17 protein-coding genes are annotated in these 24,371 nt (G+C 64.7%); 8 read left to right on the forward strand and 9 right to left on the reverse strand.

Features of this window, described 5'->3' with window-relative positions:
* The first annotated feature begins 18 nt into the window (after positions 1 to 18).
* Entirely contained in the window at positions 19 to 1,623 is a 1,605-nt protein-coding gene (locus tag JST30_15615; GenBank protein MBS1715754.1) for a hypothetical protein, read from the forward strand.
* On the opposite strand, the gene JST30_15620 is transcribed toward JST30_15615, so the two are convergent.
* The 5 genes from JST30_15620 to JST30_15640 form a co-directional block, all read right to left on the reverse strand.
* Positions 1,620 to 2,120: a hypothetical protein gene (locus JST30_15620; protein ID MBS1715755.1), complete on the reverse strand. Its 501-nt coding sequence runs from the start codon at positions 2,118 to 2,120 to the stop codon at positions 1,620 to 1,622. The genes JST30_15615 and JST30_15620 overlap by 4 nt on opposite strands.
* A gap of 44 nt (positions 2,121 to 2,164) precedes the next feature.
* The gene (locus tag JST30_15625; protein MBS1715756.1) at positions 2,165 to 2,635 is read right to left on the reverse strand and encodes a hypothetical protein; all 471 of its coding nucleotides are present in this window, start codon (positions 2,633 to 2,635) and stop codon (positions 2,165 to 2,167) included.
* Positions 2,636 to 2,694: 59 nt separating this feature from the next.
* Positions 2,695 to 3,390: a type II secretion system protein gene (locus tag JST30_15630; protein MBS1715757.1), complete on the reverse strand. Its 696-nt coding sequence runs from the start codon at positions 3,388 to 3,390 to the stop codon at positions 2,695 to 2,697.
* A gap of 61 nt (positions 3,391 to 3,451) precedes the next feature.
* Complete coding sequence (locus JST30_15635) at positions 3,452 to 5,746, reverse strand: methyl-accepting chemotaxis protein (GenBank protein ID MBS1715758.1); 2,295 nt, start codon at positions 5,744 to 5,746, stop codon at positions 3,452 to 3,454.
* Between the two features lie 82 nt (positions 5,747 to 5,828).
* Positions 5,829 to 6,413 carry a DUF1003 domain-containing protein gene (locus JST30_15640; GenBank protein MBS1715759.1) on the reverse strand — a complete coding sequence of 195 codons (585 nt, stop codon included), beginning with the start codon at positions 6,411 to 6,413 and terminating at the stop codon, positions 5,829 to 5,831.
* A gap of 105 nt (positions 6,414 to 6,518) precedes the next feature.
* Here JST30_15640 and JST30_15645 point away from each other — a divergent pair, with 105 nt between their 5' ends.
* On the forward strand, positions 6,519 to 6,755 hold the full coding sequence (locus JST30_15645; protein ID MBS1715760.1) for an RNA-binding S4 domain-containing protein: 237 nt from the start codon (positions 6,519 to 6,521) through the stop codon (positions 6,753 to 6,755).
* Between the two features lie 70 nt (positions 6,756 to 6,825).
* Here the strand turns inward: JST30_15645 and JST30_15650 are convergent, their stop codons facing one another.
* A complete protein-coding gene (locus tag JST30_15650; protein MBS1715761.1) occupies positions 6,826 to 9,468 on the reverse strand; it encodes a PQQ-like beta-propeller repeat protein in 2,643 nt (880 codons plus the stop codon).
* A 94-nt stretch (positions 9,469 to 9,562) separates the two neighbouring features.
* Here JST30_15650 and JST30_15655 point away from each other — a divergent pair, with 94 nt between their 5' ends.
* Positions 9,563 to 10,918: an FHA domain-containing protein gene (locus JST30_15655; protein MBS1715762.1), complete on the forward strand. Its 1,356-nt coding sequence runs from the start codon at positions 9,563 to 9,565 to the stop codon at positions 10,916 to 10,918.
* A gap of 189 nt (positions 10,919 to 11,107) precedes the next feature.
* Here the strand turns inward: JST30_15655 and JST30_15660 are convergent, their stop codons facing one another.
* Both JST30_15660 and JST30_15665 read right to left on the reverse strand, forming a co-directional pair.
* The gene (locus JST30_15660) at positions 11,108 to 14,212 is read right to left on the reverse strand and encodes a CHAT domain-containing protein (protein ID MBS1715763.1); all 3,105 of its coding nucleotides are present in this window, start codon (positions 14,210 to 14,212) and stop codon (positions 11,108 to 11,110) included.
* 34 nt (positions 14,213 to 14,246) lie between these two features.
* On the reverse strand, positions 14,247 to 16,946 hold the full coding sequence (locus JST30_15665; protein ID MBS1715764.1) for a tetratricopeptide repeat protein: 2,700 nt from the start codon (positions 16,944 to 16,946) through the stop codon (positions 14,247 to 14,249).
* A 169-nt stretch (positions 16,947 to 17,115) separates the two neighbouring features.
* Between JST30_15665 and JST30_15670 the strand changes: the two genes are divergently transcribed.
* The 3 genes from JST30_15670 (at position 17,116) to JST30_15680 (ending at position 20,568) form a co-directional block, all read left to right on the forward strand.
* Entirely contained in the window at positions 17,116 to 19,068 is a 1,953-nt protein-coding gene (locus tag JST30_15670) for a hypothetical protein (GenBank protein ID MBS1715765.1), read from the forward strand.
* A 116-nt stretch (positions 19,069 to 19,184) separates the two neighbouring features.
* A complete protein-coding gene (locus JST30_15675) occupies positions 19,185 to 19,622 on the forward strand; it encodes a VOC family protein (GenBank protein MBS1715766.1) in 438 nt (145 codons plus the stop codon).
* 280 nt (positions 19,623 to 19,902) lie between these two features.
* Complete coding sequence (locus tag JST30_15680) at positions 19,903 to 20,568, forward strand: hypothetical protein (protein ID MBS1715767.1); 666 nt, start codon at positions 19,903 to 19,905, stop codon at positions 20,566 to 20,568.
* Here JST30_15680 and JST30_15685 read toward each other — a convergent pair.
* Positions 20,545 to 21,861, reverse strand: a complete 1,317-nt coding sequence (locus JST30_15685) for a PQQ-binding-like beta-propeller repeat protein (protein MBS1715768.1) — start codon at positions 21,859 to 21,861, stop codon at positions 20,545 to 20,547. The genes JST30_15680 and JST30_15685 overlap by 24 nt on opposite strands.
* 160 nt (positions 21,862 to 22,021) lie before the next feature.
* Here JST30_15685 and JST30_15690 point away from each other — a divergent pair, with 160 nt between their 5' ends.
* Both JST30_15690 and JST30_15695 read left to right on the forward strand, forming a co-directional pair.
* On the forward strand, positions 22,022 to 22,555 hold the full coding sequence (locus JST30_15690; protein ID MBS1715769.1) for a hypothetical protein: 534 nt from the start codon (positions 22,022 to 22,024) through the stop codon (positions 22,553 to 22,555).
* Between the two features lie 70 nt (positions 22,556 to 22,625).
* On the forward strand, positions 22,626 to 24,356 hold the full coding sequence (locus JST30_15695) for a hypothetical protein (GenBank protein MBS1715770.1): 1,731 nt from the start codon (positions 22,626 to 22,628) through the stop codon (positions 24,354 to 24,356).
* The last annotated feature ends 15 nt before the right edge of the window (positions 24,357 to 24,371 follow it).

Here is a 24,371-nt window from a genome sequence, read left to right on the forward strand (position 1 = left end):
GCTAAGATACAGGACAGGATGCTCCTGTTCGCTTTGGCCTTGAAAGCCGTCGGAGTCTCCACGGCTGTCGAAGACGGCAACGTGCGGCTTTACGACGGCCTCGGACGTTATCACCGGTCCGTCAAGACGGCTGTACCCTTGGCTTCGAAGTATCTCGATCAGGGGTTCGCCTTCCTGTACGGTTTCCAATATTCGGTCGCCGAAGAAGCGTTCCGAGAGGCGGCGCGGCTCGACCCGGACATGGCCATGGCTTACTGGGGCATCGCCGCGTCGAACGCGAACTACATCAACAAGTCCGGAGTGTCGGCCGACGAGAGCCGCGAAGCGCTGGACGCCCTCGCCAAAGCGACCGCCCTTCGTTCCAAGGCGACAGCGGTCGAGAACGACCTCGTCGAAGCGGCGCTGAAGCGGTTCGACGTTCGGGGCCCTTCCGACCGGACCGCGCTCGATCGGGCCTATTCGGACGCCATGCGGGCTGTCTGGCGGAAACACCCGAAGGACGCCGACGTCGGTGCCCTCTTCGCCGAATCGCTGATGAACCTTCGCCCTTGGGACCAGTGGAAGAAGGACGGCTCGCCGCAACCTGGGACACAGGAGGTCTTGTCCACGCTCCGGTCCGTGTTGAAGATCGACCCCGTCCATCCGGAGGCGTTGCACCTTTGGATCCATGCCGTAGAGGCCTCTCCAGACCCAGGGCAAGGGTCGAGCGAGGCCGACCGGCTCATGGACCTCCAGCCTGGCCTGTTGCACATGCAACACATGCCTGCCCACATCTACAACCGGACAGGGCAGTGGAAGAAGGCGGTCGAGGCGAACGTGAAGTCGGCCGCCGTGTTCAAGAGGCTCTTCAAAGGCGAAGGCAAGTCGTTGGACTACGGCCATGGCCGGCATTTGCTCGCCTATGCGGCAGCGATGCGGGGCCAGAGCGAGCTCGCGCTGCAACAGGCCACCCAGATCTTTGACGGGATGAGCCAAGAAGAGCTCGTCGCGACCCAGGGTGGGGCGGACTACTACGTCGCAATGAAGTCCATGTTCTTGGTCCGGTTCGGAAAGTGGGACGACGTTCTCGCCCTTCCTCGACCAGGTGCGTCCCAGCCCTTCGCCCTGGCCATGTGGCACGAGGCCCGAGGCGTGGCCTTTGCGGCCAAAAAGGACGTCGCGAAGGCCGAGGTCGAACTCGCCGCATTCAACGAAGCCAGGTCAACAACGAAAGGGCACGGGTACGAACTAGGGGTGGCCGGCTTCGTCCTCGCAGGAGAAATCCAGCAGGCGAAGGGATGGACCGATCAAGCCGTGACGAGCCTCCGGGCGGCCGTCAAAGCCGAGGACGACGGGGAGTACCGCGAACCGCCGACGTGGATCTTGCCGACGCGGCACACCCTGGGCGCCGTGTTGCTCGATGCCGGACGTTGGTCGGAAGCGGCGACCGTTTTCGAGGAAGACCTGCGGATCCATCCGGACAACGGGTGGGCTCTCTATGGGCTCGTCAGGGCGTACAAGGGCCTTGGAAAGGACAAAGATTCCGAGCGGGCCTTGACCGCGTTCAAAGTCGCGTGGGCCGACGCGGACATCGAGATCAGTTCGTCCTGTATGTGCTTGCCCGCCAGGAAGGGCGGCGGCTAGGAACCCGACTCCGGAGCCCGGTGGTACTTCAAGTGCCACTCCAGGGTCCACGACTTGCCGTCGCTCGATTTTTCCCAGAACCAGTCGAATCCTTCACGCTTGATGTTGGCGAACCGCATACGGGCGTGACCTTTCTTCGCGTTCGTCTGGACAAGGACGAACTCTTTGCCTTTCATCCCTCCTTCGAACAGCAGGTAGGCGCCGGAATCGTCGACCCAAGTCTGCCGCCATTTCTTGGTCGGGGCGTCGTAGCTCGACCAACTGGCACCGGTGAACCCTGCCGTCGAAAACGACTCGTGGACGACCTTGCCGCCGAATTCCTTGGTCACGGCGTTCGTGCACAATTTGGCCTGCCAAGCGCCTTTGGTCGCAGGATCGGTCGGCTGGCTCGAGTCCATCTCCCATTTGCCCGTCCAAAAGTCGAGGTCGTCCGGGCCAGAGGGCCGTTCCATCGGAACGGTGCACAAGAAGGCCAACGTAAGCGCGGTTCCCAGCATGGAAACCAAGACGGTCCGGATCCGCGTCAGGTTCGATTATCGTGTCATTCGGGATCGATCACGATGTCACCACGGACCATGGATCCGTGTCGCACGATCGTCTCGCCCGTCGCATCGACCGTGAAATGGAGGAAGAAGCGGTCAGACTCGCCGCCGTCGATCAGGTCGAGGTCGTCCATCATGACGACACAGTAACCGCCGACACGTTCGAACGTCCCGTTGCGGACGATGTTCGCCGTCGCTTTGCCGCTGAGCGCGCCCGTGAAGAAATTGGCGAAGAAGTCTTCGAACCCGTCCATCCAGACCTTGCGGAGTCCGCCGCTCGAAAAATTCACGCTGAGGCGCCCCCGACCGCCGTCTCCGCTTTCGACGGCGTTCGCCAGGACATAGGCCGAACCTCCTTCTTCCACGTCCATGGAGCCGATCGCCGTGATCTTGGCGCCGTTCTGGGCCCATGCGACCGTCGGGCAAAGGACGGGCAGGAACGCTAGCATCGTCACGGTCCGAGTCTTCATGATGGTCACCGACGCGCCCCGGAACGCGTCCGGCCGTCGAATGGTTCCCGCTTGAGAGGTTAGGACCGGATGTCTTTCTTGACCCACTTGACGTGCCCGTCGAAGAGCAGCTGGTTCCGTCCGCCGTTGTGAGCGCTCCAGCCGGAAGGCGGCGGTTCGTCGCCCTCGACGGCCCAAAGGCCATGCGCGTAAGCCCACCATCCCGCCTCGAAGAACGGCGACATCAGCCATTCTTGGCCGGCCACGTCGGTGTTCTTGGCCGTACAGACGCTCAACGGGGTCCGGCCTCTCGTGAACCGAGGCGAAGCCGGGTCCGTTTCGGCAAGGAGGTCGCTGATGTAATGGGACTTACCCTTGGCGGCGTCGACCCTGCCTTCTTCGCTCCAGACGCCGACAAAGTGGCTCTTCCAGCCAGACTCGTCCTGCTTTGTCAGCAAGCTGGACCGGAAGACGTCCGTGTTCTTACTGTACGGATGCCACAACGGCAAGAAGGGTCCGCCTGCGGCATACCGCTTCCCGCCCGGGTTGACGGGCGGCGTCGTCTGCAGCCACTCGTCCGGCACCCAGGGCATCCGGTCGTCCGAATCGTTCAGGTACAGGTCGTTCGCGAGCCCTGTCTGACGGAGGTTGCTGAGGCAGGCGGTCCTTTTGGCCGCGGCCTTCGCTTGCGCGAAGACCGGGAACAGGACGGCGGCCAGGATCGCAACGATCGCGACGACGACCAACAGTTCGATGAGCGTAAACCCCCGCCTCATGACGGAGGACTCTACCGCTAACGCGTTAAGGACGCCCCAAAGAGACGGCCCGCCGTGAGGGTCAGGCCGCCTTTCGGTGCTCTTGCCCGGATCGCGTACCGTGCCTGGGCGACTGTGGTAGCCGGAACGATGCCACGGTCCGGGTCAACTCGTCGGACATCTCCGTGAGGTTCTCCGATGTCGCCCCGATCGATTCGTTGGCCCGGACTTGGTGCGAGATTTCGCCTGCGACCACGTCTGCCGCAGCCGACACTTCGGTCGCGGTCGCGGACAGTTCTTCGGCTCCGGCGGCGGCGTGCTCGGCGGACCGGACGACCGAGTCGACCAAGGCCTGAAGGCTGTCGGCACGCTCGATCATCGAGTCGGCGGTCGTGGCCAGGGTCTGAGTCTCGGCCACGATCTGCTGTGACTGCTCGATCATGTTCTCAAGGGCCGCTCGGGCCGCCGTGCTCGTTCCCGTGCTCTTGGCGACTTCCTCGGTACTGGCCTTCATGGCTTTGAGGGACGCGGCCACGCCGAGCCGGACTTCTTCGATCAGTCCGGCGATCTCGCCGCTCGACTCGGCGGAACGCTCGGCCAGTTTGCGCACTTCTTCGGCGACGACGGCAAAGCCCCGGCCTTGTTCGCCGGCCCGAGCCGCTTCGATCGCGGCGTTCAAGGCCAAGAGGTTCGTCTGCTCCGCGATCTGGGTGATCGTGTCGACGATGCTCCCGATCTGTTCGCTCCGTTGTCCTAAGTCGGAGATCGTCGCACTGGACGCTTGGACCTGACCATCGATGCGGGCGATCCCGGCGATCACTTCGCGAAAGGCCGCTTCGCCGTTCCTGACCTGCTCGTTCGCGGCGAGGACGGTCTCGTGCTGGCGCTCGACGGCGCGTTGCATCGTGCCGATCGCGTCACGGACCTGCCCGACGTGGTCGGTCGCTTGCATCGCGGCGTGAGTCTGCGCCTCGGACAGGTTCGCGATCTCTTGGCTCGCGTCGCGAAGCTGGTTGCAGGACTCGGACAAGTCCTTGACGGCCGAGTCGATCTCCTGGACGGCGGCCGTCGAGGCCTCCACCGTCGAGACCAGTTCCTCGCCCGTGTCCTGGAGCTTCTTCGAACTCGTGCCGAGGTTTCCGACCACGGAGCGGAGGCTCACGACCATCTGGTCCATGGCTTGACCGAGTTGGTCACGCTCCGACTTCGTCGGGACGGTCACGTCAAGGTCGCCTTCTGCGATCTGTTGCGCGACGCGGGACATGACTTGGAGGCTGGCCACCATCGCCTTGAACGTCACGATGAGGTCGGCGACTTCGTCTTGGGTCGTCGCTGAAATGTCGGCGGAGTAATCGCCTTCGGTGATGTCCTTAGCAGCCCGAGAGAGATCGCCGAGGCCCTTCTGGGTCGAGACGTAGAATCCGGCGAAGGCGTATCCGGCGAGAGCAAGGAAGAACGCGCACGCGACGAAGAACACGGTCCTTTCATTGACGGACGACGCATGGCGCACTTGGGTCAATCGATAGGCCTCGGCTTCCGAAGCCTCTTGGACCGCGGCCGCCGCTTGGAAGGCCGTGTCGGCAAGTCTCTTCAGCTTTCCGTACTGCGCCTGGCTCAACCGACCTTCTTTCGCCGGTCTCTCCATCGCCGCGACGAGGGCCGAGAGGGACGATTCGAGTTCGGCCGATTTCGGTGCCAGACTTTGACCCAACGACGCGTCCGCTTTGACGGCTTGGGCCACGTCGTTGGCCACGTTCGCTCCGTCCGCCCCTAACGACGTCCAAAGCGACGTCCAGGCCGTCGTGTCGAACTCATCGGCGCTAAAGTCGTAACGCGCCTGGTGGACATGGTTCAAGACTTTCTGAGCGTTGTTGTAGGCTGCGTCGAACGTGTAGTAAGTCGGTGCGGCCGGGTCGAGGACGATCCCTGACGTGACGACGACTTTGCCGATGAGGGCGTTTGCAGCCGAAACGGCGGCATCGACCGCCTGAGGATCCTTACCGCCGGACGTCCGGACGGTGTCCCAGGACTGGACGAATGCCTTGTGCTCTTCGGAGCAGTCGAACTGACGGCCCGTCTTTTGGTACAGGTCTTCAAGCTGACGCACGTCGCCGTCGAGCTTCGCCAGAGCCGCGTCTGCGTCCAGGCCCGGGCGTTCGAGCCCAAGCAGCCCGGTCAGCGCCCGCGACGCCGGCGCGAGGTACGCCGAACCGTCGATTTCGGCCTGTGCGAACCGCACGTTCTCATTGACGACTCGAATAAAGGAGACGGTCGCCAGCGTCATCGGTACGAGGAAGAGCACGGCGATCACCGTGAACTTCGTGAAGTACCTGACCCGGCCCATCAGCCTTGCGGCAGGAGCGAACAAAGAAACCATGGCCCTCAAAGTTTCCGACCTCTTAATGATCGGTCGAGGCCACCCCGGCCCTTAGGCAGGGGACGGAGGTCCGCCATGGGGGTCAGGAGCTCTTCTGGCCGTGCCGCCGTTCGATCTGGTGGAGAAGGACGTCCGGCGAAACGGGCATGCAAAGCTGGTCGATCTCCTCGTCGTAAGCGTCTTCGATCCCCATCTGGGCCGCGATCTTGTCGACGAGCCTCAACATCCGCGTGATCTCGTATTCCGCCAAGATGTTGATCTGAAGGTCGAGGTCGTCCTGCTGCTCCGAAAGTCGAGCTGCCCGGTTTTGGGAGATCAGGACGAACGTCGAGAGGAAGATGGCTTCCAGCGAGACGACCATGGTCAAGAGCCCGAACGGGAAGGGGTCGAACGGTCTGACGCCTGGGATCCATCCAAGATTGAGGGCGATCCACACCCCGAACCACACGACATGGACGTAGAAGAACGCCATGCTGCCCGACCAGTTCGTCATCGCGTCGGCGAACTTGTCCTGAGGCGCCCGAGACATTTCCGACTTCTTTCTGAGGAGGTCGATCAAGTCGATGTTGCGCTCGATCACGTCCGCGAGCCGGTCGTTCCTCTCGCTTTTCAGCCGTTCGTGGAGCTCGTGGGCCCGCTGGGTCGTCATCTTCGTTCTCCGGCTCATGCAGGGACGTTACCGTCATCCTTGTGAGAAGGGAAGCTTTGAGCCTGGATTCTTGGCGGGCTCCTGTTCCAGTGAGGCAAGGTCCCCTTCCGATAGACTGGGCGCATGGGTAGCAGCCGCACGGTGACGATCACGACGGACCACATCACGTTGGGCCAGCTCCTCAAGCTGGCGGACGTCGTGGGCAGCGGCGGCGAGGGCAAGCTTCTTCTCGAAGAGGGCGCGGTCCTGCTGAACGGGAGCGTCGAGACACAGCGCGGCAGGAAGGTCCGGAACGGCGACCGCGTGACGCTTCCGGACGGATCCTGCATCGACGTCCGGGACGACCTTCGCCCGGTTTAGGTTGTTCGGCGCGGAGAAGCGCCGGGAGGGGCACGGCCCTTGAGCGGCCGTGCCCGTCTGGCGTACCGGCTTACGGGTTGTACTGGATCAGCGTCTGCTGCGTCATGCTGGTTGGCGTCACGATCGACCCGAGCAGGTGCATTCGGTTCGCAGCGTTGACCCCGACGGCCATTCGAGCGATACCGACTTCTGCCGCGCCGGCCGAAAGCGCCTGCCACGTCTGGGCCCCGGTCGCGGCGGCGAGTTTTTGGCCGAACAGTTGCACGTTCGTACCGTTCACGGCCAGCCCACCGACGTAAATGTTGTTGGCGCCGTCACGGGCCAAAGCGAAGGGCCTCTGTGACCCGGCCGGCGTCGTCAAGAGCCTTGTCCAAGACCGCGCACCGGTCGAATTCAAGACTTTGACCGTCCAGCCGTTGTAGGCCGTTCCGGATACGGTCGAGCCTGTCAGGACGACGTTCGTCGACGAGTCCATGATCATCGCCGTCGCACTCTGGTCGACGTTGCCCAGGTCGTGCCGGGTCGTCCAACTGACGGCACCGTTCGACGTGGCGAGCCTGGACGTGAAAAAGTCGGTCTTCGTCGCCCCGCCGAAGGACGAACCGCCGACGATGATGTACGAGTTCGGCCCGACGGCAAGGCCACAGGCGTCGTTGTAGCCAGGAACGGGCGGAGTCAACGTCGTCAACCAGAGTTTCGCGCCGGTCGTGGGATTGAACCGCTCGACGAACACACGGTCACTGTTCGTGTTCGGGCATTCGGCCAAATCGGTCGTGACGCCGGCGACGAACGGGTTCCCGGCGGTGTCGGTCGCGGCGTACAAGGCCACGTCGTACGCGCCCGGCCCGTCGACGGTCGCCGTCCACAGGACGCTTCCGTCCAGGCCCTTCACTTTGACCAGTGTCGAGGGGAACTGCAACGGAACGTAGACGTCGCCTCCCGACGTCACAGCCATGTTCCGGCCCGGACTCGAGAAGCCGAAAAGACCGGGCATGACCGTCGCCCAGGCACGAACGCCCGTCACCGAGTTGATCTTCTGCAGGACAGTCGAGTTTTTGTGCGTTCCAAGGACATAGATGTTCCCGGCACCGTCGCGGCCGATGAAGCGGCCTCCCGCCAAGATCGACGACTCTTTGTCAAGGGCCGCATTCTCGTAGACGTTCTGCCAGACCAACGCGCCTGCGGAACTGACCTTTTCGGTCACGATCCGTCCAGCCGATCCGCCGACGGTGTACACGTTCGAGCTGGCGTCGAAGACCAGGTTGGCGCCGAATTCTGGCGTCGGTACGACGGCGTTACCGGGCAGGTGGTTGAACACGACGTTCCCGGCCGCCGCCGAGCGGCACAGGGCCCCGCCCTGGACGGCCCCAAGGGCCGTCGAAGGTTCGACGCTGATCGCGACGGCCGTGTCGTTGTTGGTCGTGACGCAAAGTCCGCGAGGCACGGTGTCAGAACCGGCCGCCCCGCTGTACGTCTTTTCCCACACCGTCGCCCCCGTCGTCAGATTGAGCCGCGACACGACCGTCGCCTTAGTCGAAATCTTCTGATAGGCGCAGGTCAAAGCGCTCGTTCCCACTGCGGCCATGCTGACCGGGTTCGTCACGTTGAGGTCGTCGTCGGCCGAGTTCTTCCAGTCGAGGATCATCCGCCGGAACGAGGTGGTCCCACCGGAGTCGAGCCGGAAGAAGCAGACACCGTCTTGAAAGGTCGTGTTCACGGCTTCGCCCGAGAACGATGTCCCGTTGGCCCCGTCGATAGCCAGGTCTTTGAGGTCGCCCAGGCTCAGGTCGACCGGATCTTGGACTCGGTTCAAGAGGGCGCCGCCGCTCGTCGAACTCCGTTTCGTCATGACCCAGACGCGCCGCGGAGAGCGTTCCGCTGTGGCCGCGACGATGACGTTGTTCAGACTGTCCGTAGCGACGTGCGGCCCGCGGTACTTGTCCGACGCGTTCGCCGAGAACGTCGTCGCCCATAGGGTCGCTCCCGTGGCCCCGTTCAGCCTTGCAGCGACCAGAGAGTTCGTCGGATCAAGGATGCAATAGTTGCTCGTTCGGGCGATCCCGGCCACCGCGACGTTGTTGGCGGCGTCCACCGCCAGGTCGTAGAACGTGTCCGAAACTCCCACCGCCGTCCGCGACACGGTCTTGGTCCACAAGAGCGTGCCGTTGCCAGCGGCGAACTTGCACACGGCGATGCGCGCGTCGGCCCCCTGGACGCCTTGGCCCCCGAAAAAGACGTTCCCGCCGGCATCGGTGCCGATATCGGTCATCGCAAAGAAGTTGACCGGAACGGCCGTCTGCGTCCAAAGCGTGGCCCCGGTCATTCCGCTGAGCCGGGAGACCGTCCACATCGGCGACTGGGAGACGTCCTGTTCGCCCGTGACGACGACGACGTTGCCGATCGCGTCGCTGACGAAGTGCTGCAGGTTGGCCATGCCGCGCCCGCGACCGTAGAAGTTGGCCGTCCAGACGACCGCGCCCGTCGCCGACAGTTTGTTGACTTCCACGTAGCCGAACGGTTCGCACGGGCGAAAGCTCTTCAGCTTGGCCACGAAGACCGTTCCGAGCGGGCCACGGGCCACGAACTGGCCGTAGGTGTCGCCCGCCACGGTGAGGCCCAGATTACGGGTCCAAGCCTTGGCCGGCTGCGCGAGGGCCGAAGCGGCCAAAAGGGACGCGCCGCAAAGGACGGTAGCGGTCCGGAACGTGTGCATGGAGCCGGGAAGTATACAGCCGGACAACTTGATCCCGACGAACCGATCGGCCGTCCCAAAGCACCGCGCGGGCGTCCGGCGATACACTTTCGGCGTGCCGCGATGGAGCCTCTACCTGTCGCTCCCCGTCGCCGGGGCTGTCGCGGCGCTTTTGGCTTTCTTCGCCGCGTCGCCTTTCATACCCACGTTGGACAAACCTGGAGTACCGGCTTCTGACCCCGGCGCTTCCTACTCCACGGGCACCACATGGGACGTGGTCGTCCACGTCGTGTTCGGAGCGCTGTTGCTCGGATCGTTCGCGTTCCTCGTACGCGCGACAGAGCGCGGTGTTCGTCGGTCCGTACCGGTCGGCGTCCTGGCCGCGGTCGTGGGTGCGGTGCTCGTCCCTCTCGCGAACTCGGGATCGGACGCGATAGGGATCGCCTCGGACCGGGCCAACGGTTTTGGCGGGTTCGCGGGGGCCGTGGCGTGGTGCGCCGCCGTTCCTTCGGTCCTTGCCTATAGCCTCGCCTTCGTGCTCGGGATGACGCCACAGCGCTCGGCGAGGGCGTTCTCGGCATCCATCGTCGGCTTCTTCGCAGGCCTCATCGTCCAGTTCCTCGTCGGCCCGGCCCTGGCCGTGGCCACGGCGTTGTCGTCTCCAGGCGGGATCGGTGCCTTGACCCAAGGGCCTCCGTCGTTGCGTTCCGGGATCCCGCAATGGCAGACCATGGACGTCGTGATCGGCGTGACCCTCGGGTTGCTGTCCGCGTACTCTCAAGACCGTTTCCGGTCGGCCTGGCTCCGTCTCGTCGCGGGGCGGAACGAGTTCCGGGACTGGAACCTTGACTTCCTCGTCAACCGGATCGGCGCCCAGGAAGGGCTCGAAGTCTCGGTCCGCGGGTTGCCAGGACTGGCTCCGGTCCATGCCGAAATCGTACGTCGACAAGGAGGCTTCGTGTTCCGTGACTTGATCGGCGGCGCGACCGTGAACGGTGTTCCGGTCCAACAGGCCTGGCTCCGTGACGGCGACCAGGTCGCCGTGGGCGGCGCACTGTTCGTGTTCGGGAGTCGGGGCGGTGCCCCGCGCCGCGCGTCGGCGACGCCCCTAGCACCCGTCGGCAACGCTCCCGCCGGACCAGAGGTCGCTCCCGTCTTGAAGCCTGTCGATGCGCCGCTGCCCAGGATCGGGCATCGTCTCGCGGACGGGTTCGGACAGGTCTACGGACTTCCCCCTGGAAAGCTGACGATCGGTCGCGACGCGGCGAACGGCATCGCCCTGGCGTGGGACGCGGGCGTCTCCCGGAGCCATGGCGAGTTTCAGACCGATGACTCCGGCGTGACGTACCGTGACCTTGGCAGCAGCAACGGAAGCCGGGTCAACGGTCGGCCCGTGACCGAAGCCAGACTGTCCCCCGGCGACGTCATCGAGCTCGGTTCGACGAGCCTTCGCTACGATGCGGGAATCTAGAACCGTCATGAAATCCGAGGACGGTTAAGGAGCGACTTGCAGACGTCCGTGGGCCGTGCGAGACTGTACACGGATGCCCGCATGAAGGGGGAAAGGCGACACTGAAGGGGCATCCGCAAGGGGACAAGGGGACTGGAGAGCGGCAGGGCGCCGACGTCGGCGCCCGCCCTCTTTTTTTCCGCCCTGGCGTTACTTCCAGTCGCCGACGAGGACGAACGGGGCCCAGTAGTACGGGTGCTCGCGGCCGGTTTGCCGCCGTACGTGCAGCGTCGCGTCCCTGAGGGCCTTTCCTTTCGCCTCCTTTCCCGCGATCAATGACCGGTAGAAGGCGACCATGAGATCGGCGGTGCTCGCATCGTCCACCGCCCACTGCGAAACGACCTGGCTCGGACATCCCGCCACGAAGAGGGCCCACGTCAACCCGATCATCCCTTCGCCCGAACGGACCTCGCCCCTCGCCGTGTTGCACGCCGACATGACGACCAGTTCCGCGTTCAAAGAAAGGCCGTACAGCTCGCGCGCGGTCAGGAAGCCGTCGTCCTTCGTGCCGTCGTCGGGCTGGGCGAGGATGATGTTGCTCAACAGCGGGGACGCATCGTTGACGAACCCGTGGGTCGCGAAGTGGAGGTAGCGGTACGAGCCGGCGACGGACTTGACCTTTGACTCTTGGGCTTGCCGGCCCGTCAGGACGGTCGCGCCCGGCACGAGCTTGGCGAGCTCGTCGGCTTCGCGTTGCGTACCTGGCAACGGCTTGATCGCTCCGCCTGGCGCAGCGTTCTCTCGGGACAGGGAATCGATCGCACGCGACACGGAGTCGATCGCACGCGATGGCTGGTCGATCGGCCGCGATGGTTGGTCGATCGGCCGCGACGGTTGGTCGATCGGTCGCGATGGTTGGTCGATCGGTCGCGATGGTTGGTCGATCGGTCGCGACGGCGTGTCGATCGGTCGCACGTCCGGACGGACCGCCAGGTCATGGAAGCGTGTCGCTTGACCAAAGTCCGGGTTCGCGCACACGAGGAGCTCGGACGTCGCCTTGCCGGTCGACGCCCCGCCCTTCAAGGCCGACATCGCCGTCGTCGCCGAGTACGCGTAGTCGATCTCGAACGAGTCGATCAAGAACGCGCCTTCTTTCGGCATGAGGACGCTGAACGGCAAGTCCCACAACCGCGTGTCCGGACAGACGATCAACCGCTTCTTGCCTTCGATGTCCTTCGCCAACGGACCGATCAGCACTTGGTAGAGGTCGATCGACAGGTCTTTGAAATCGGCCTTAGGGTCGGAGCAGGCCTTGCGCAGGGCCGAGCACTTCTTCTGCAGGTCCTCGACGTCGATCGCACGCGAGTGGCCGTTGATCGTCACGACCCCGCCGACCTTGCGGACGACTAACGACACGACTCCGTAGTCGCTGACGGCGTATTCCACGAGGGCCGTGTCGTCCGGAAGGAGCGTCCCGATGATCGCGGCGTCCGCCGTCTCGACCGCGCGCTTGGTCTTCAGGGACGGCAAGCGGGAGTACAGCGAGGTCGAAAAGTCGGTGAGCTGCCGTTCGGTCTCCCGCAATTCGGCCGAGAGCGCCGCATACCGCGCCTTCGCCCCGACCTCGTTCTGGACGCCTTCTTGGAGCATCCTTGCGTTCAGCTCTTCCGCCCGCTTTTTCAAGCGGCCCTCTTGGGCCCGGTCTTCCGTCGACATCCCTGCGTCGGCGGAGAGACCTTCCGAGGCCATCAGGTCGAGCAGGCCACGGGCCTTCATCCGTTGGACGACGGCGAAGGACTCGTCCGGCTTTCCGAGCAGGGTCAAGACATTGGCGTACTGCCGGTAGACGTGGACGCGCTTGGCCAGATAGTCGCTCTTGGCGTCGGTCAGTTCGCCGAGACCCGCCCTCACGACCTCGAACCTCGACACCGCTTGGCGGTAGCACTCCTGGGCCGCTTCGAGCTTGCGGTCGAGGAAGAGCGCCTCGGCCTTGTTCCCGTAGGCGGTCGCGGCGAACGAGTCCGCGCGGAGGGCGTCGTAGGCTTTGACGGCCTCGTCGAAGCACGTCAGCGCCGCTGCGTAGTCGTTGTCCGCGATGTGGACCCCTCCCAGCGAGTTCAGGGCCGTGGCCTCGTTCAGGCGGTCGCCTTTCGCCCGGAAGATTTTCGCCGCCTCGAGCAAGTGGGCTTTGGCTTCTGCCGTCTCGCGCGCGTCGCTCTCGATGTTGCCCAACGTCCCGAGGCACGCCGCTTGCCCGAGCTCGTTCAGGAGCCGCTTCTGGATCGCGAGCGCTTCGGACACGACTTTCTTGGCCTCCGCGTCCTGACCGTCGCCGTGAAGGGCCGTCCCCAGACCAAGCAGGGCGGAAGCGTACGCCGGGCCGGCGTCCGTGCCGCGCAACAGGTCGCACGCCTTCCGGTAGTGCGTCTGGGCCGCGCCGTGTTGGCCGATCTGCCCGTAGACGGCGCCCAGGCTCATGTGTCGCCCAGGCACGTTGGCTTTGTCGTCGGCGTCCTCCGCCGTCTTCAAGGCCCCGCCGTACCAACCGATCGCGGCAGAATACTGTCCGACAGACTCGAACTCGGCCCCGAGTTTGGCCAAGGCTTCCCCCGTCAGGAACGGAAGGCCGGACGCGCGTCCTTCTTGGGCCGCTTCGACCAACGTCTTGACCGCCTCTTCATGGCGTCCCAGGTTGCCTTGCAGTTCTCCGAGCACGATGAGAGAGAACGGCGTCAACACGGGGTGCTTCGACTTGCGGTACACGGCGGCAGACTCTTGAGCCACATCGATCGACCGCTTCGGCTCCAGGTCGCCGAGAACGATCGCGAGGCTGATCCCGGTCTGGGCTCGCCCCAGAGCGTCCTCGTACCTGGCTTGGAGGTCCCGCGCCGATTCGAAGGCCTTCGTCGCGTCTTCCCGCCGCTCCAGGGTCATATTGAGCTCGGCCGCCAAGACCCATGCGGCCACTTCCTGGGCGGCGTCTCCGGTCTTCGCGAACAACGACCGTGCCGCTGTGGCTTCGGCCAAGGCTTCGACGGTCTGTCCCTTGACCTTCAGCTCCTCAGCGGTCAGGAGCCGTGCAAGGGCCTCTCCCTCTGCGTCTCCTGAAGCCTGGGCCAGCTTGGCCGCCGCCCGATAGGCGGACAGTGCTTCGTCGCGTTTGTCCTCGGAAACCAGTTGTCCCGCGGCCGTGAGTGCCGCTTGCACGTCGATCTTCGGTTTCGGCGCCTTGGGATAGCTCTGAGCCAGGGCGCTGCCCGCCGACAGGAGGACGAATGCTAGTGCGCAAGCAGAGCGGATCTTCGGTGACACCATGGAAACTGCCCTCTGACCGGACCGGTCGTGAGGGTCATTTTAGCACTGGCCCGTCAAGATTCGGGTTCGGGTCTGCGGCGACCGCCTCGTCGAGACCGTCGTCCAGCGTCCGTTCGGTGACCGAAGCCCGGGCCGCCTCGACGACCGCCTGAGGCTCCTGCTCTGCAAGTTCGAGGAACATCGACCGGACAGCCCCGGCCAGTGGGGACTGGACGTCGTCGAGCACCCTCTCCGAAAGTGCGGTCAATCGGAGCGCCAACGGCATGTCGCCCAGAACGCCGGCGACCTCGCCCATGTTGGCCAGCGTCGTCCCCATGCCTGTCGTCCGCCGCAAGGCCCTTTCGATCGCCAATGCGGCCCGGTAGTGCGTCCAGGCTCCGGCATAGTCTTCCAGTTCGTAGGCGACGACGCCGAGGTTGTTGAGCGTTTCCGCCTCGCCTAAGGCGTCGCCGGTCTGCTTGCGGACGGCGAGGGCCTTTTCAAGGTGCGCACGGGCCGTTGCCAGACCGGTCCGCGACCCTTCGTCGTCTTGTGGCCGCCCACGGCGCGCGAGGACACCGAGGTTGTTGTGGACGATGGAGGCGCCGATCCGGTCGTCGGCGGCCTCGAAACGGGCCAACGAGGCTTCGAACAGACTGCGGGCTTCATCGAACCGGCGCCGGCTCATCGCGACCTGGCCGATAAGGTTTTCGGCTTTGGCCGCACCGATGTCGTCCCCGTGGTCGATGAAAGCGGCCAAGGCCTCGGCGGCAAGGGCCTGGGCGTCGTCCGATTCACCGAAGTCTTGATGAAGCCCTGCCCGTTCGTACAGCAGCCGCGCCCTCGTGACACCGGTCCCTTCGACACCCTGGGCCGCCGCTTGAAGGCCCGCGTCCAGATTCCGGACCGCTTCGTTCAAGAAGCCTCGGTGCTGGTGAAGCAGCCCCAACGTCCAGGACAAGGGCGCGGACCTCGGGTCGCCCGGTCGGGCCAGAGCCGTTTCGAACGCCTTCGCCAAGTTGTCCTGCTCGCGCTCCAACCTGTCGAGCCACTGGGCTTGTTGGGGGCCTCGCTGCCACGCGCCCGCCTCCTCCGCGAGCCCGGCGTACCAGGCCAAGTGCCGCTCGGCTGTGGCTTCCGCCTCCCCGACCTCGGCCAGCTTCTCTTGTCCGTACCTGCGGACCGTCTCGAGAAGCCTGTAGCGGTCGCCTGCCGTCGGTTCGAACGAAACAAGGCTCTTGTCGACCAGGGACGTGGTCAGATCGAGGACCTCCCAGTCTTCGACCTGGTCGCCTTCGGCCACCGACTCGGCGGCCTCGAGCGTCCACCCTCCTGCGAACACCGACAGTCGCCGCAGCAACGCCCGTTCCGGCTCTGTCAGGAGGTCGTAGCTCCAATCGACGAGCGCGCGCAACGTCTGCTGGCGCGGCATGGCGGTGCGCGTGCCTCCGGTCAGCAGCCGGAACCGGTCGTCCAGGCGTCCCGCGATCTGGTCGGGCGTCAGCGACCGGACACGGGCCGCCGCAAGTTCGATCGCCAGGGGGATGCCGTCGAGGTGCCTGCAGATCCCGGCGAGGGCCCTCGCATTGTCCGGGCTGACGGTGAAGTCCGCCGAGACGGCCCGCGCACGGTCGACGAACAGAGCCACCGACTCGAACTTCTGGAGCGAAGCGGGGTCCACCGGGCCGCGCGCGTCGGGCAACGCCAGAGACGGGACGCGGTACGACGATTCCCCCGCGATGTTGAGCGGCTCGCGGCTCGTCGCCAACATCCGGACGCCCGGGCAAGACCGGACGAGGGCTTCGGCCAGCCGCGCGCACGCCAACAGCAGGTGCTCGCACGTGTCCAGGACGATCAAAGCCGACTTCCGCGCCAGGTATGCGGCGAGCGTCCGCTCCAACGGATGTCCGGGCTCCTCGCGCACGCCGAGAAGTCCGGCCACGCTCTCGGCCACTAGCTTCGGGTCGCTCACAGGCGCGAGGTCGACGAACCACACCCCGTCTGGAAACGTGTCGGAAATGTCCGCCGCCACTTGCAGCGCGAGCCGCGTCTTGCCGCACCCGCCGCTCCCGGTCAAGGTGACGATGCGCGACCCGTCCACCATCTTCGCGACGGTTTCGAGTTCGGACTTGCGCCCGACGAACGACGTCAACTGCAACGGCAGGTTGTTGGGCAGGACCGACGATTCGAGCGACCGCAGGGGAGGGAAGTCGGCCCGAAGCGACGGATGGACGACTTGGTAGACGTGCTCGGCCTGGACCAAGTCCTTGAGCCGGTGCACCCCGAGGTCGAGGAACCTCACTCCGGAGCCGGCACTTCCAGCGGCCCGGTCGTAGACGGGTTGGGACAGGACGGTCTGTCCGCCGTGTGCGGCCGCCAAGAGGCGCGCGACACGGTTGACCGTCGGTCCGAAAAAGTCGTCGTCGCGCGACTCCGCGGGCCCGCAATGCACGGCCATCCTCACTCGGATGGGCGTCTCGGGCGGCCAGTCTTCCGTCGCCATGGCCCGCTGGGCGGCCGTCGCCGCGAGCAACGCGTCGCCTGCGTCAGGAAAGGTCGCGCAGAACGCGTCCCCGATGGTCTTGAAGACCGATCCCTTGTGCGCTCCGATCGCCTCGCGCATCAATGCGTCGTGGCGGGCCAACGTCGTCCGCATGAGGGTGGGATGGTTCTCCCAAAGGTTCGTACTGCCCTCGATGTCGGTGAAAAGGAACGTCACCGTGCCGCTCGACGCAAGGGTAGAGGGCAGTGACATGGGTTCCCCGACGTGCCCATAAGGCACGGGCCCATGATACCGTCCGTCGGTTCCGGCCCGGTGCAGATCGTTCGGTGCGGGCCAGGGGTGCCGTGCGTCCTGGCACCGGTCGTAAGGTCGTCCGAGGACTTTGACGGTGTTGTGACGCACGGCCCCCTACACTCGGTCCATGCGGTCCCTCCTCGTCCTCGGACTCGGGCTCTTGGCCCTCGCCAGTCCGGCCCAGACCAACGTCCAAGCCGTCTGCGAGGACGGACAGACCTTCGTGACGTTCGACGAGGGGGCGAACCCGCCCCAGTACTACGAGGTCTACGCGTCGACGGCCCCGATCAGTCTGACGTCGCAGGGTGTCCGCGTCGGACTGCCCTTCCGTGACGAGTGGCGGGGCAAGCTCCTGAAGGACGGCTCGCAGGACCTGATCGGTGTCGACCTGCCTTGGCGCATCCCGGACGGAAACGGCGGCACCCGACTGCTTGGGGCGGCCGAAGGGCTCTTCGTCGACACCGTGCGGGCCACGCGGCTGCGCTACTTCTCGATCGTTCCACCCGGATCGGCGGTGATCCTGCCGTCCCAACAGACCGCCGTCCCGGTCCTCGAGGTCTACGATCCGATCGGCGGCACCGTCAAGCCTCACTTTCAGTTCAGCGTGACGGTCAACGGGTTCCAGAACGCGGTCTTTGCGACGTGGCGCATGGGTGACGACGACCCGGAGCATCACAGGCCAGACTTCCCGGTCACGGCGAACGCGGCGAAGAACGGCATGCCGTACGTGTTCATCCTCGCTCAACCCGTGGGAGGCCCTGGCCCCGGACCCTATCCGCTGTCGGTCGCGCTCCACGGCGGGCAAGGTCATTGGTGGCAGTTCCGGCCCGGTTTCTATCCGAACATCGGAAACCGCATTACGAGCGGGCTGATGCTCGGTCCGGCCGACGACGTCACGCACTTGAAGTCGGGTGTCCAGAGCCATTCGATGTCGAAGTGGTTCGGCTTCGCCGAGAACTTCGACCCTGTGGCCATCGTCTTCGGGCAGAACCCGCCGGCAGGCACGGTCGTCCGCAACTACACCCAGCGGATGATCGACTGGAACATCGCTTACTTGATGAGACCGTCAACGGGCCTGGAGATCGATCCCGAACGCGTGTCCGTCTGGGGCCATAGCGCCGGCGGTCGGGGCGCCAGTACCTATTCCCGTTACCGGGCCGGGGCTGTCTCGGCGTGTTATATGTACACCCCGGCCTATGAAGTCGCAGGGGAAGACCAGCCGAACCTCTTGTTCGGCGACAGGGCCGCGGGGCTCGATTCGAACTTGACCGTCGGCGGCGCGCCCGTCAAATTCTTCGACTGCTTCGATTGGGACCAGCGCTTGAACGACGCGGAACGCGACTTTCCCTTCACGAAAGTGTGGTCGGGCAAGATGGAGTTCGATAGCGGCATCGGTGGCAACAACCATTGGACGCCGTCCCGGATCGCCCTCTTCCATGCCGTCAACGACGCCAAACTCGGCTTTCACATCTTCTGGGACAGCCGCGACCATGCCGTCCCGGATTGGTCGACCGACGACCCCCTGACCGCTTGGAACGACATCGGCGAGTGGATCGGTCCGCTGCCCACCGATCACAGCCTCCGAGACGACATCCAGGACGAGGAGCGCTTCCGGCTCCACCAGTCCTATCCCGCGTTCTATGACTCCGACGAGGATCCTTCGACAGTGGGCCGTCAACCGGATCCGGGCAACGGAGACCCGTTCGACGGTGCACCTTGGGGCACGTGGTCGGGCTACATCGACTGGGACACGGGTTCGATCCTGGACACCGTCAAGACATGGGCGTGCACGGTCTGGCTCGTCGGCCAGTCGCCCGTCGCGGTCGACGACTACCCTGGAACGGCGCTGACCGCGTCCGTGGCCGTCCGGCGGCCGCAGAACTTCAAACCGACCCCAGGGTCACTCGTGCAATGGACGCTGAGAGACCTCGCGACCGGGAACGTCGTCCAGACGGGCGTGTCGGTCGTCGACGCGGAGGGCCTGGTCAAGGCGACGGGCCTGACCTTGACCAAAGACCCCGCCCGACGACGGATCGAAATGCGGACGCTTCCTCGACCCAAGGCGCCCAAAGTCGGCTGAGACCTGGCGCAGGACAAGACTCGGGCTCCTGGCACGCGAAGAACACCGGGAGTCCTTCCCAGCGTCGGCCCTTCGCCGCGCCAGAAGACACGGGCGGCGGTCACAATCTGGAACAGATGATCAAGAAACTGGACCACGCCAGTATCGTCGTCGAGGACCTGGACGCAGCGACCGACTTCTTCGGCGCCTTGGGGATGACGGTCGTAGGCAAAGCGGCCATCGAAGGCCCGTGGGTCGACCGGATCAACGGTTTGGAGGGCGTCCAGGTCGACATCGCGATGATGGAAGTTCCGGGCGGGGACGGGCGTCTGGAACTGACCAAGTTCCACCGTCCCGCGCTGGTCCCGCTCGAACCGGCCGTCGCCCCGCCGAACGCGCTTGGACTGCGGAGCATCATGTTCGAGGTCGACGACCTGGACCGGTGCGTCGCGACGCTTCGAGAGAAGGGCGGCGAACTTGTCGGCACGGTCGAAACCTACGAGGAATACTACAAACTCTGCTACATGCGCGGGCCCGCAGGCGTCATCGTGGCCCTTGCCGAAGCCTTGTCCTAAGGTCGCACGGTCGACATTGCAGCCGTTCGTCCGGGCCGTTGGAGCCCGACGGTCGGGTGCTTCGGCCCGTGTGCTGTGAAGCCGCAAGAGCGGACGGAAGCCGTCCGGGAGTCCGGTGCGTCTCGCGATCCCCGTCTCCACACGGCGGTAACCCGCTGCTTCCGGCCACTTCTCGGCCTCCGCGCGTCCTCCGACCGTATCTCTCGTGATACGGACAGGTCTCGGACGGGTCTCGGTCGTGATACGGAAGTGCGCCGTTTCACCCGATGATCCAGGGTGTATGGCGAAAGCGGTCCCCAGCGTCCTCGGGTCAGGTTATAGCGGTTCCAGTGGGTCGGTCACGTTCGTCAGGCGGCGGAGCGGAGGGACGCTCCTGCGCGTCCACACATCGGGATCGGATCCGGCGACCGAGAGGCAGCGGACGGTGCGCGACGCGATGGCCCGGGCCAACGCCTTGTTCCGGACGCTCGACCGCGACGAGCTGCTCGCTTGGAAGCGCTATGCGTCGAGGTTACGCGACTTTCAGTGGTCCGAAGGGCGACCTCAGACCGCCACGGGCGTCAATGCGTTCCGGGCTCTGGCCTGCAAAGCCCTGCTGGTGGATCCTCAAGCCGATCCTCCTCGGACGCCGCCTTCCGTGCCGTTCCTGGGAGACGCGGTCGCCGTAAGCGCCACGGGCGGGAGCGGCGAAGTCGTCTTCCGAGGGCAATCGGGCAACGCGGAAGGCGTGTTGACAGAGCTCTTGCTGCAAAAGCTCTCTACGGCGGCCACGGACCCTGTCCGTGAAAAGTACCGCCACAACGGTTTCATCCCGTTCCCCTCGGGCGGTGCGAGCGTGTCCGTGCCCGTGGTCAAAGGCTGGTACGCCATTGCCTATCGGTTCGTGCTTGCTTCGACAGGGCAAATGTCCGCCCTTGCAGAACTAGAGCCGGTACAGGTGGGTTAACCCCGGATCAGCCTCATCAGACTTGGCGTCGGTGGACTCTTCTACCCGCAATGCGGGCTTACGCCTGGCCTTCCGCACGAGCGGAACAAGCGCCAAAGCCAACATGGTCGCCGAAGGCTCCGGAACGGCGTACACGGTCAGTCCTTCCTTGCCGAAACCCGAGCCGTATTGGCTATAGGTGCAGAAGGTTTCGCCGCTGACGGCGAACATGTTCATTTCGCATTCGAAGCCCGCTTGGGGCTTGCTTGGCAGGGTCGCGACCAGACCCAGGGAACCCGTGTCGAACGCCTGGGCACCCTGTGGAGTCCCGACCCATACCAAGCCGTTCGAAAGGACCGGTGCCTGGTCAAAGGCCGACAGCGCCGCCGATTCCGCCTCGATCGCCCCTGTCGCACCGTCGAACCGTACGAGTCGGTTCCGGTCGACGACGAAGACGTCTCCGTCCGCGCTGATGGCGGGTGCGCCGAAATCTTGAGCCACATCGAAGTCCCATAGCTTCGAATATGAGCCTTGAGTCGTCATCTTGAACGCTGAAAGGACTCCTCGTTTCTCAAGGCTCTGGATACCTCGGATGAAGACCCTGGAGTTGACCTCGTCGAAAGCGGCCATAGTTCCACCGCCTCCGCTCACGTTGCCCTCATGGAACATATTCTTGATGCCGGTTTGCAGGTTGACGGAGTAGTAGTGTCCCACGCCTGCGAACAAGGCATAACCACCGGCCAACGTCGGGGTCGTATCGCCTCCTAACGACATGGAAGTCTGCCAGTCAGCGGACAGTGACGTACCATTGAACTTGAACTTGCGGCCACCGCTCGACGTGGCTAGGATCAGGTCGAAGTTCTGACCGCCCTTTGGCAGGGCCATGACGCTTCCGTTCATGGCGTCTAAGCCTCCGAACGTCGCGATCGTCTGGCCCGTCGCCAGCGAAGCGACCGTGAGGACCGCCGAACCTTGTGCCCCGTCCGTATAGGCGACATAGTCACCGAAGACTTCGGGAGGATCGGATAGATACGACGTCGGAACGGACCATTGGACGTTTCCAGTCGAGGCATCGAAGCACTGGATGCGCGTGCCGTCGTTCCCTCGGTACCTGGCAACGATCCGGTCTCCGACGATCCGGGCCGCGCTGACGTCGTTCCCAGTACTCCAGACCTTCGTCAGGTTCTGGGGATCGACCTGTACGCGAGAGTCGCCGGTCCTTGCATGATCGCCCCTCGCCGTCTCCCATGTGTCTTGCGCAGAGGCCATAGGAGCCGTCAAAGCCGCAATGGTAACGACGAGGAAGTCGCGCATGGGTCCAATTTTACTGGGACGCAGACCGACTGTGGCACGCATTTCGACCGGTCTTGTCCGATCCTCGGTTTCGAAGCGCTTACGCTTACAGATGACACTTTGACGAAGCCTTATTGAACATCGCCTGAACGGCAAGCCTCTCGGTGGTAGCGTGTCCGAGATGGGGCACGTCTTCCGACTGGGTTACCGCTGGGAGCTGGAGGGATCGATGGACGACGCCTTCCACTATCTGAGCCACATTGCGACGTGGCCGGACTGGTGGCCGCAGATCGTTGCGGTCGTGACCGACGACCCGGACAAACCCGATGTGGTCGTCGGGGATACGGCGACGATGCGGGCGAAGTCGTTCTTGCCCTATGGGCTCGACTGGGAGACGACGGTCGTGCGGATCGAGAGGCCCAAGTTGATCGAGGTCGAAAGCCGGGTCCGGCTCGGACGCTCGTTCGGGATGCGGGGCACGGTCGCCTTCGACCTCGCAGAGGCGGACGGAAAGGTCGTCGTGCTCAACCGGCAAGAGATGGTGCCGGACCGGCCTGTCCCTGGGTGGCTCGTCCCGTTGGCGGACAGGGTCTTCAACTTCAACCACGACTTTGCGATGAAGCGCGGGCAGCCCGGTCTGCAGCGTGTGCTCAAGGCCGCGGCCCTCGATCCTGGTCCATCGACCGACCGACTCCCAGGATCCATGACGTTGTGACGGTTTTGTGACGCGCCACATCCTAACATGACTCCAGTTCGGGGGCCGTGTCCCTGACCGAGGTGCAGTCATGACGACTTCGATCCGTAACCTTTGCCTTGCGGCCCTGGCCGCGATGGTGCCCGCTCTTGCTTCCGCCAACGCCGTCACGTTGTGGACGAACACGACGGGCGATCAGACGTACGGCGTTCCAGGGTGGCAAAACGTTCTCGGCATGCCAGGCAGCAACATCGTGTCCTGCACGACCTTGGACGACGGGGCAGGGCAATGCCGGGCCGTGGTCCGGAGTTGGGGCAAGGACGGAGGCGTCCGGTGGACGTACGAGTATCCCGATCCCGGAGCGCCGGACTTTGAAAGGTTCTACAAGGTCTGCCTCATGCCGGACGACACGATCGTCGTCGCCGGAAACAGGTCGGCGGGCAACTTCGACGAACTGATCCTCGCCCGGCTCGACCTTCACGGCAACGAGATCGACCGTGCCTCGATCGCGTTGTCCATGATGCCGGGCTTCAATGGGATCAACGATCTGGTGGTCGACGGTTCTGGAGACCTCTACCTCGTCGCCTCACAATCCTCGTCGACGAACAATCGCCTGGTCAAGGTCGACGGATCGCTGAACCTCGTTTGGGACGCTCCGGTCAACGCGGTCCACGATATCGAAGTCACCGCGACGGGCAAGGTCGCGGTCTGCGGGTACGACCTGGCAGGCGGCGGTAACTATGACGCCGAAGTCGCCCTGTTCGACTTGAACGGCGCCTTCTTGGGCAGCCACGTCCTTTACACCGACCCATTCGGGGACGCGAACGAGTTGGACTCGGACAGTGCCGGCTTCCTTTATGTCGCGGGCGGGAACGGACACCTCTACAAGTTCGGCCCGAACGGGACGCTCCTCTGGGACCGGGCATCGATGTCGAGCTATCACACGCTGGTGCGTTACGACGAACGGAGCGACACCGTGTACTTCGTGGGCTCGAACTACTTCCGTGACCTCGAACTGGTCGGCTTTGCGCCGGACGGCACGGAGAAGTGGCATACGACCCGCGGTGCGGTGATCATGGGCGACGACATCCACATCGAGCTCGATCCCTGGGGGAACGTCGTCGTGGCGGCAACGGTGGACAGTTCGGGCACGAATTCGAACATGAAGGCGTTTTGCTACTCCTCCAAGGGCGAGTTCCAGTGGGGGAACGAGACGGAAGGGACCGGACAGACCGACGAAGCGGCCAGGGCGCTGGCGATCGATCCCAAGGGACGCTTGACCATCGTCGGAGGATTGACCGACGCGAACGGCGACCGTTTCGGCCACGCGTGGCGCACGTCTCAGTTCTTCCACGATACGCCGGACAGTGCGACCGTCCGGATCGGCAGAAGGGCTTCCGGTAACGCGGCTTCCCTGACAGAGGACGACGGGAACGAATACGTGGTCTGCAAGTTCGTCGTACCCAACCAGTCGACCCGTCCGATCGTCGTCGAGTTCGACACGGACTTTCCGGTCGGGGACGGCGTCTCCGACGAGACCGACCTGCGCGTCCGGGTACGGGCCCGTGCCAACACGATCGGCCTCGCCCAGTGGATCCAGCTTTACGACTGGCAGACCGGGACGTGGACGGCGTCGGCGAACTATGGGCTCACTTTGACCGAACAGCAGTACGACGTGTCGTTCCCGCTCGCGGCCCCCTACTTCGAACCCGGTACGACCCACGTCAAGGCCAGGATCGCGGTCGGAGTGACGGGGCCGGTTTCGGTCAGCCTGTTCTGCGTCGCCATAGACCAGTTCGAGCTCCGTGCGGATTCCCAGTAAGACGGGCAGGAGAGG

This window comes from Armatimonadota bacterium (assembly GCA_018268395.1).
Taxonomy (GTDB): Bacteria; Armatimonadota; Fimbriimonadia; order Fimbriimonadales; family Fimbriimonadaceae; genus JAEURO01.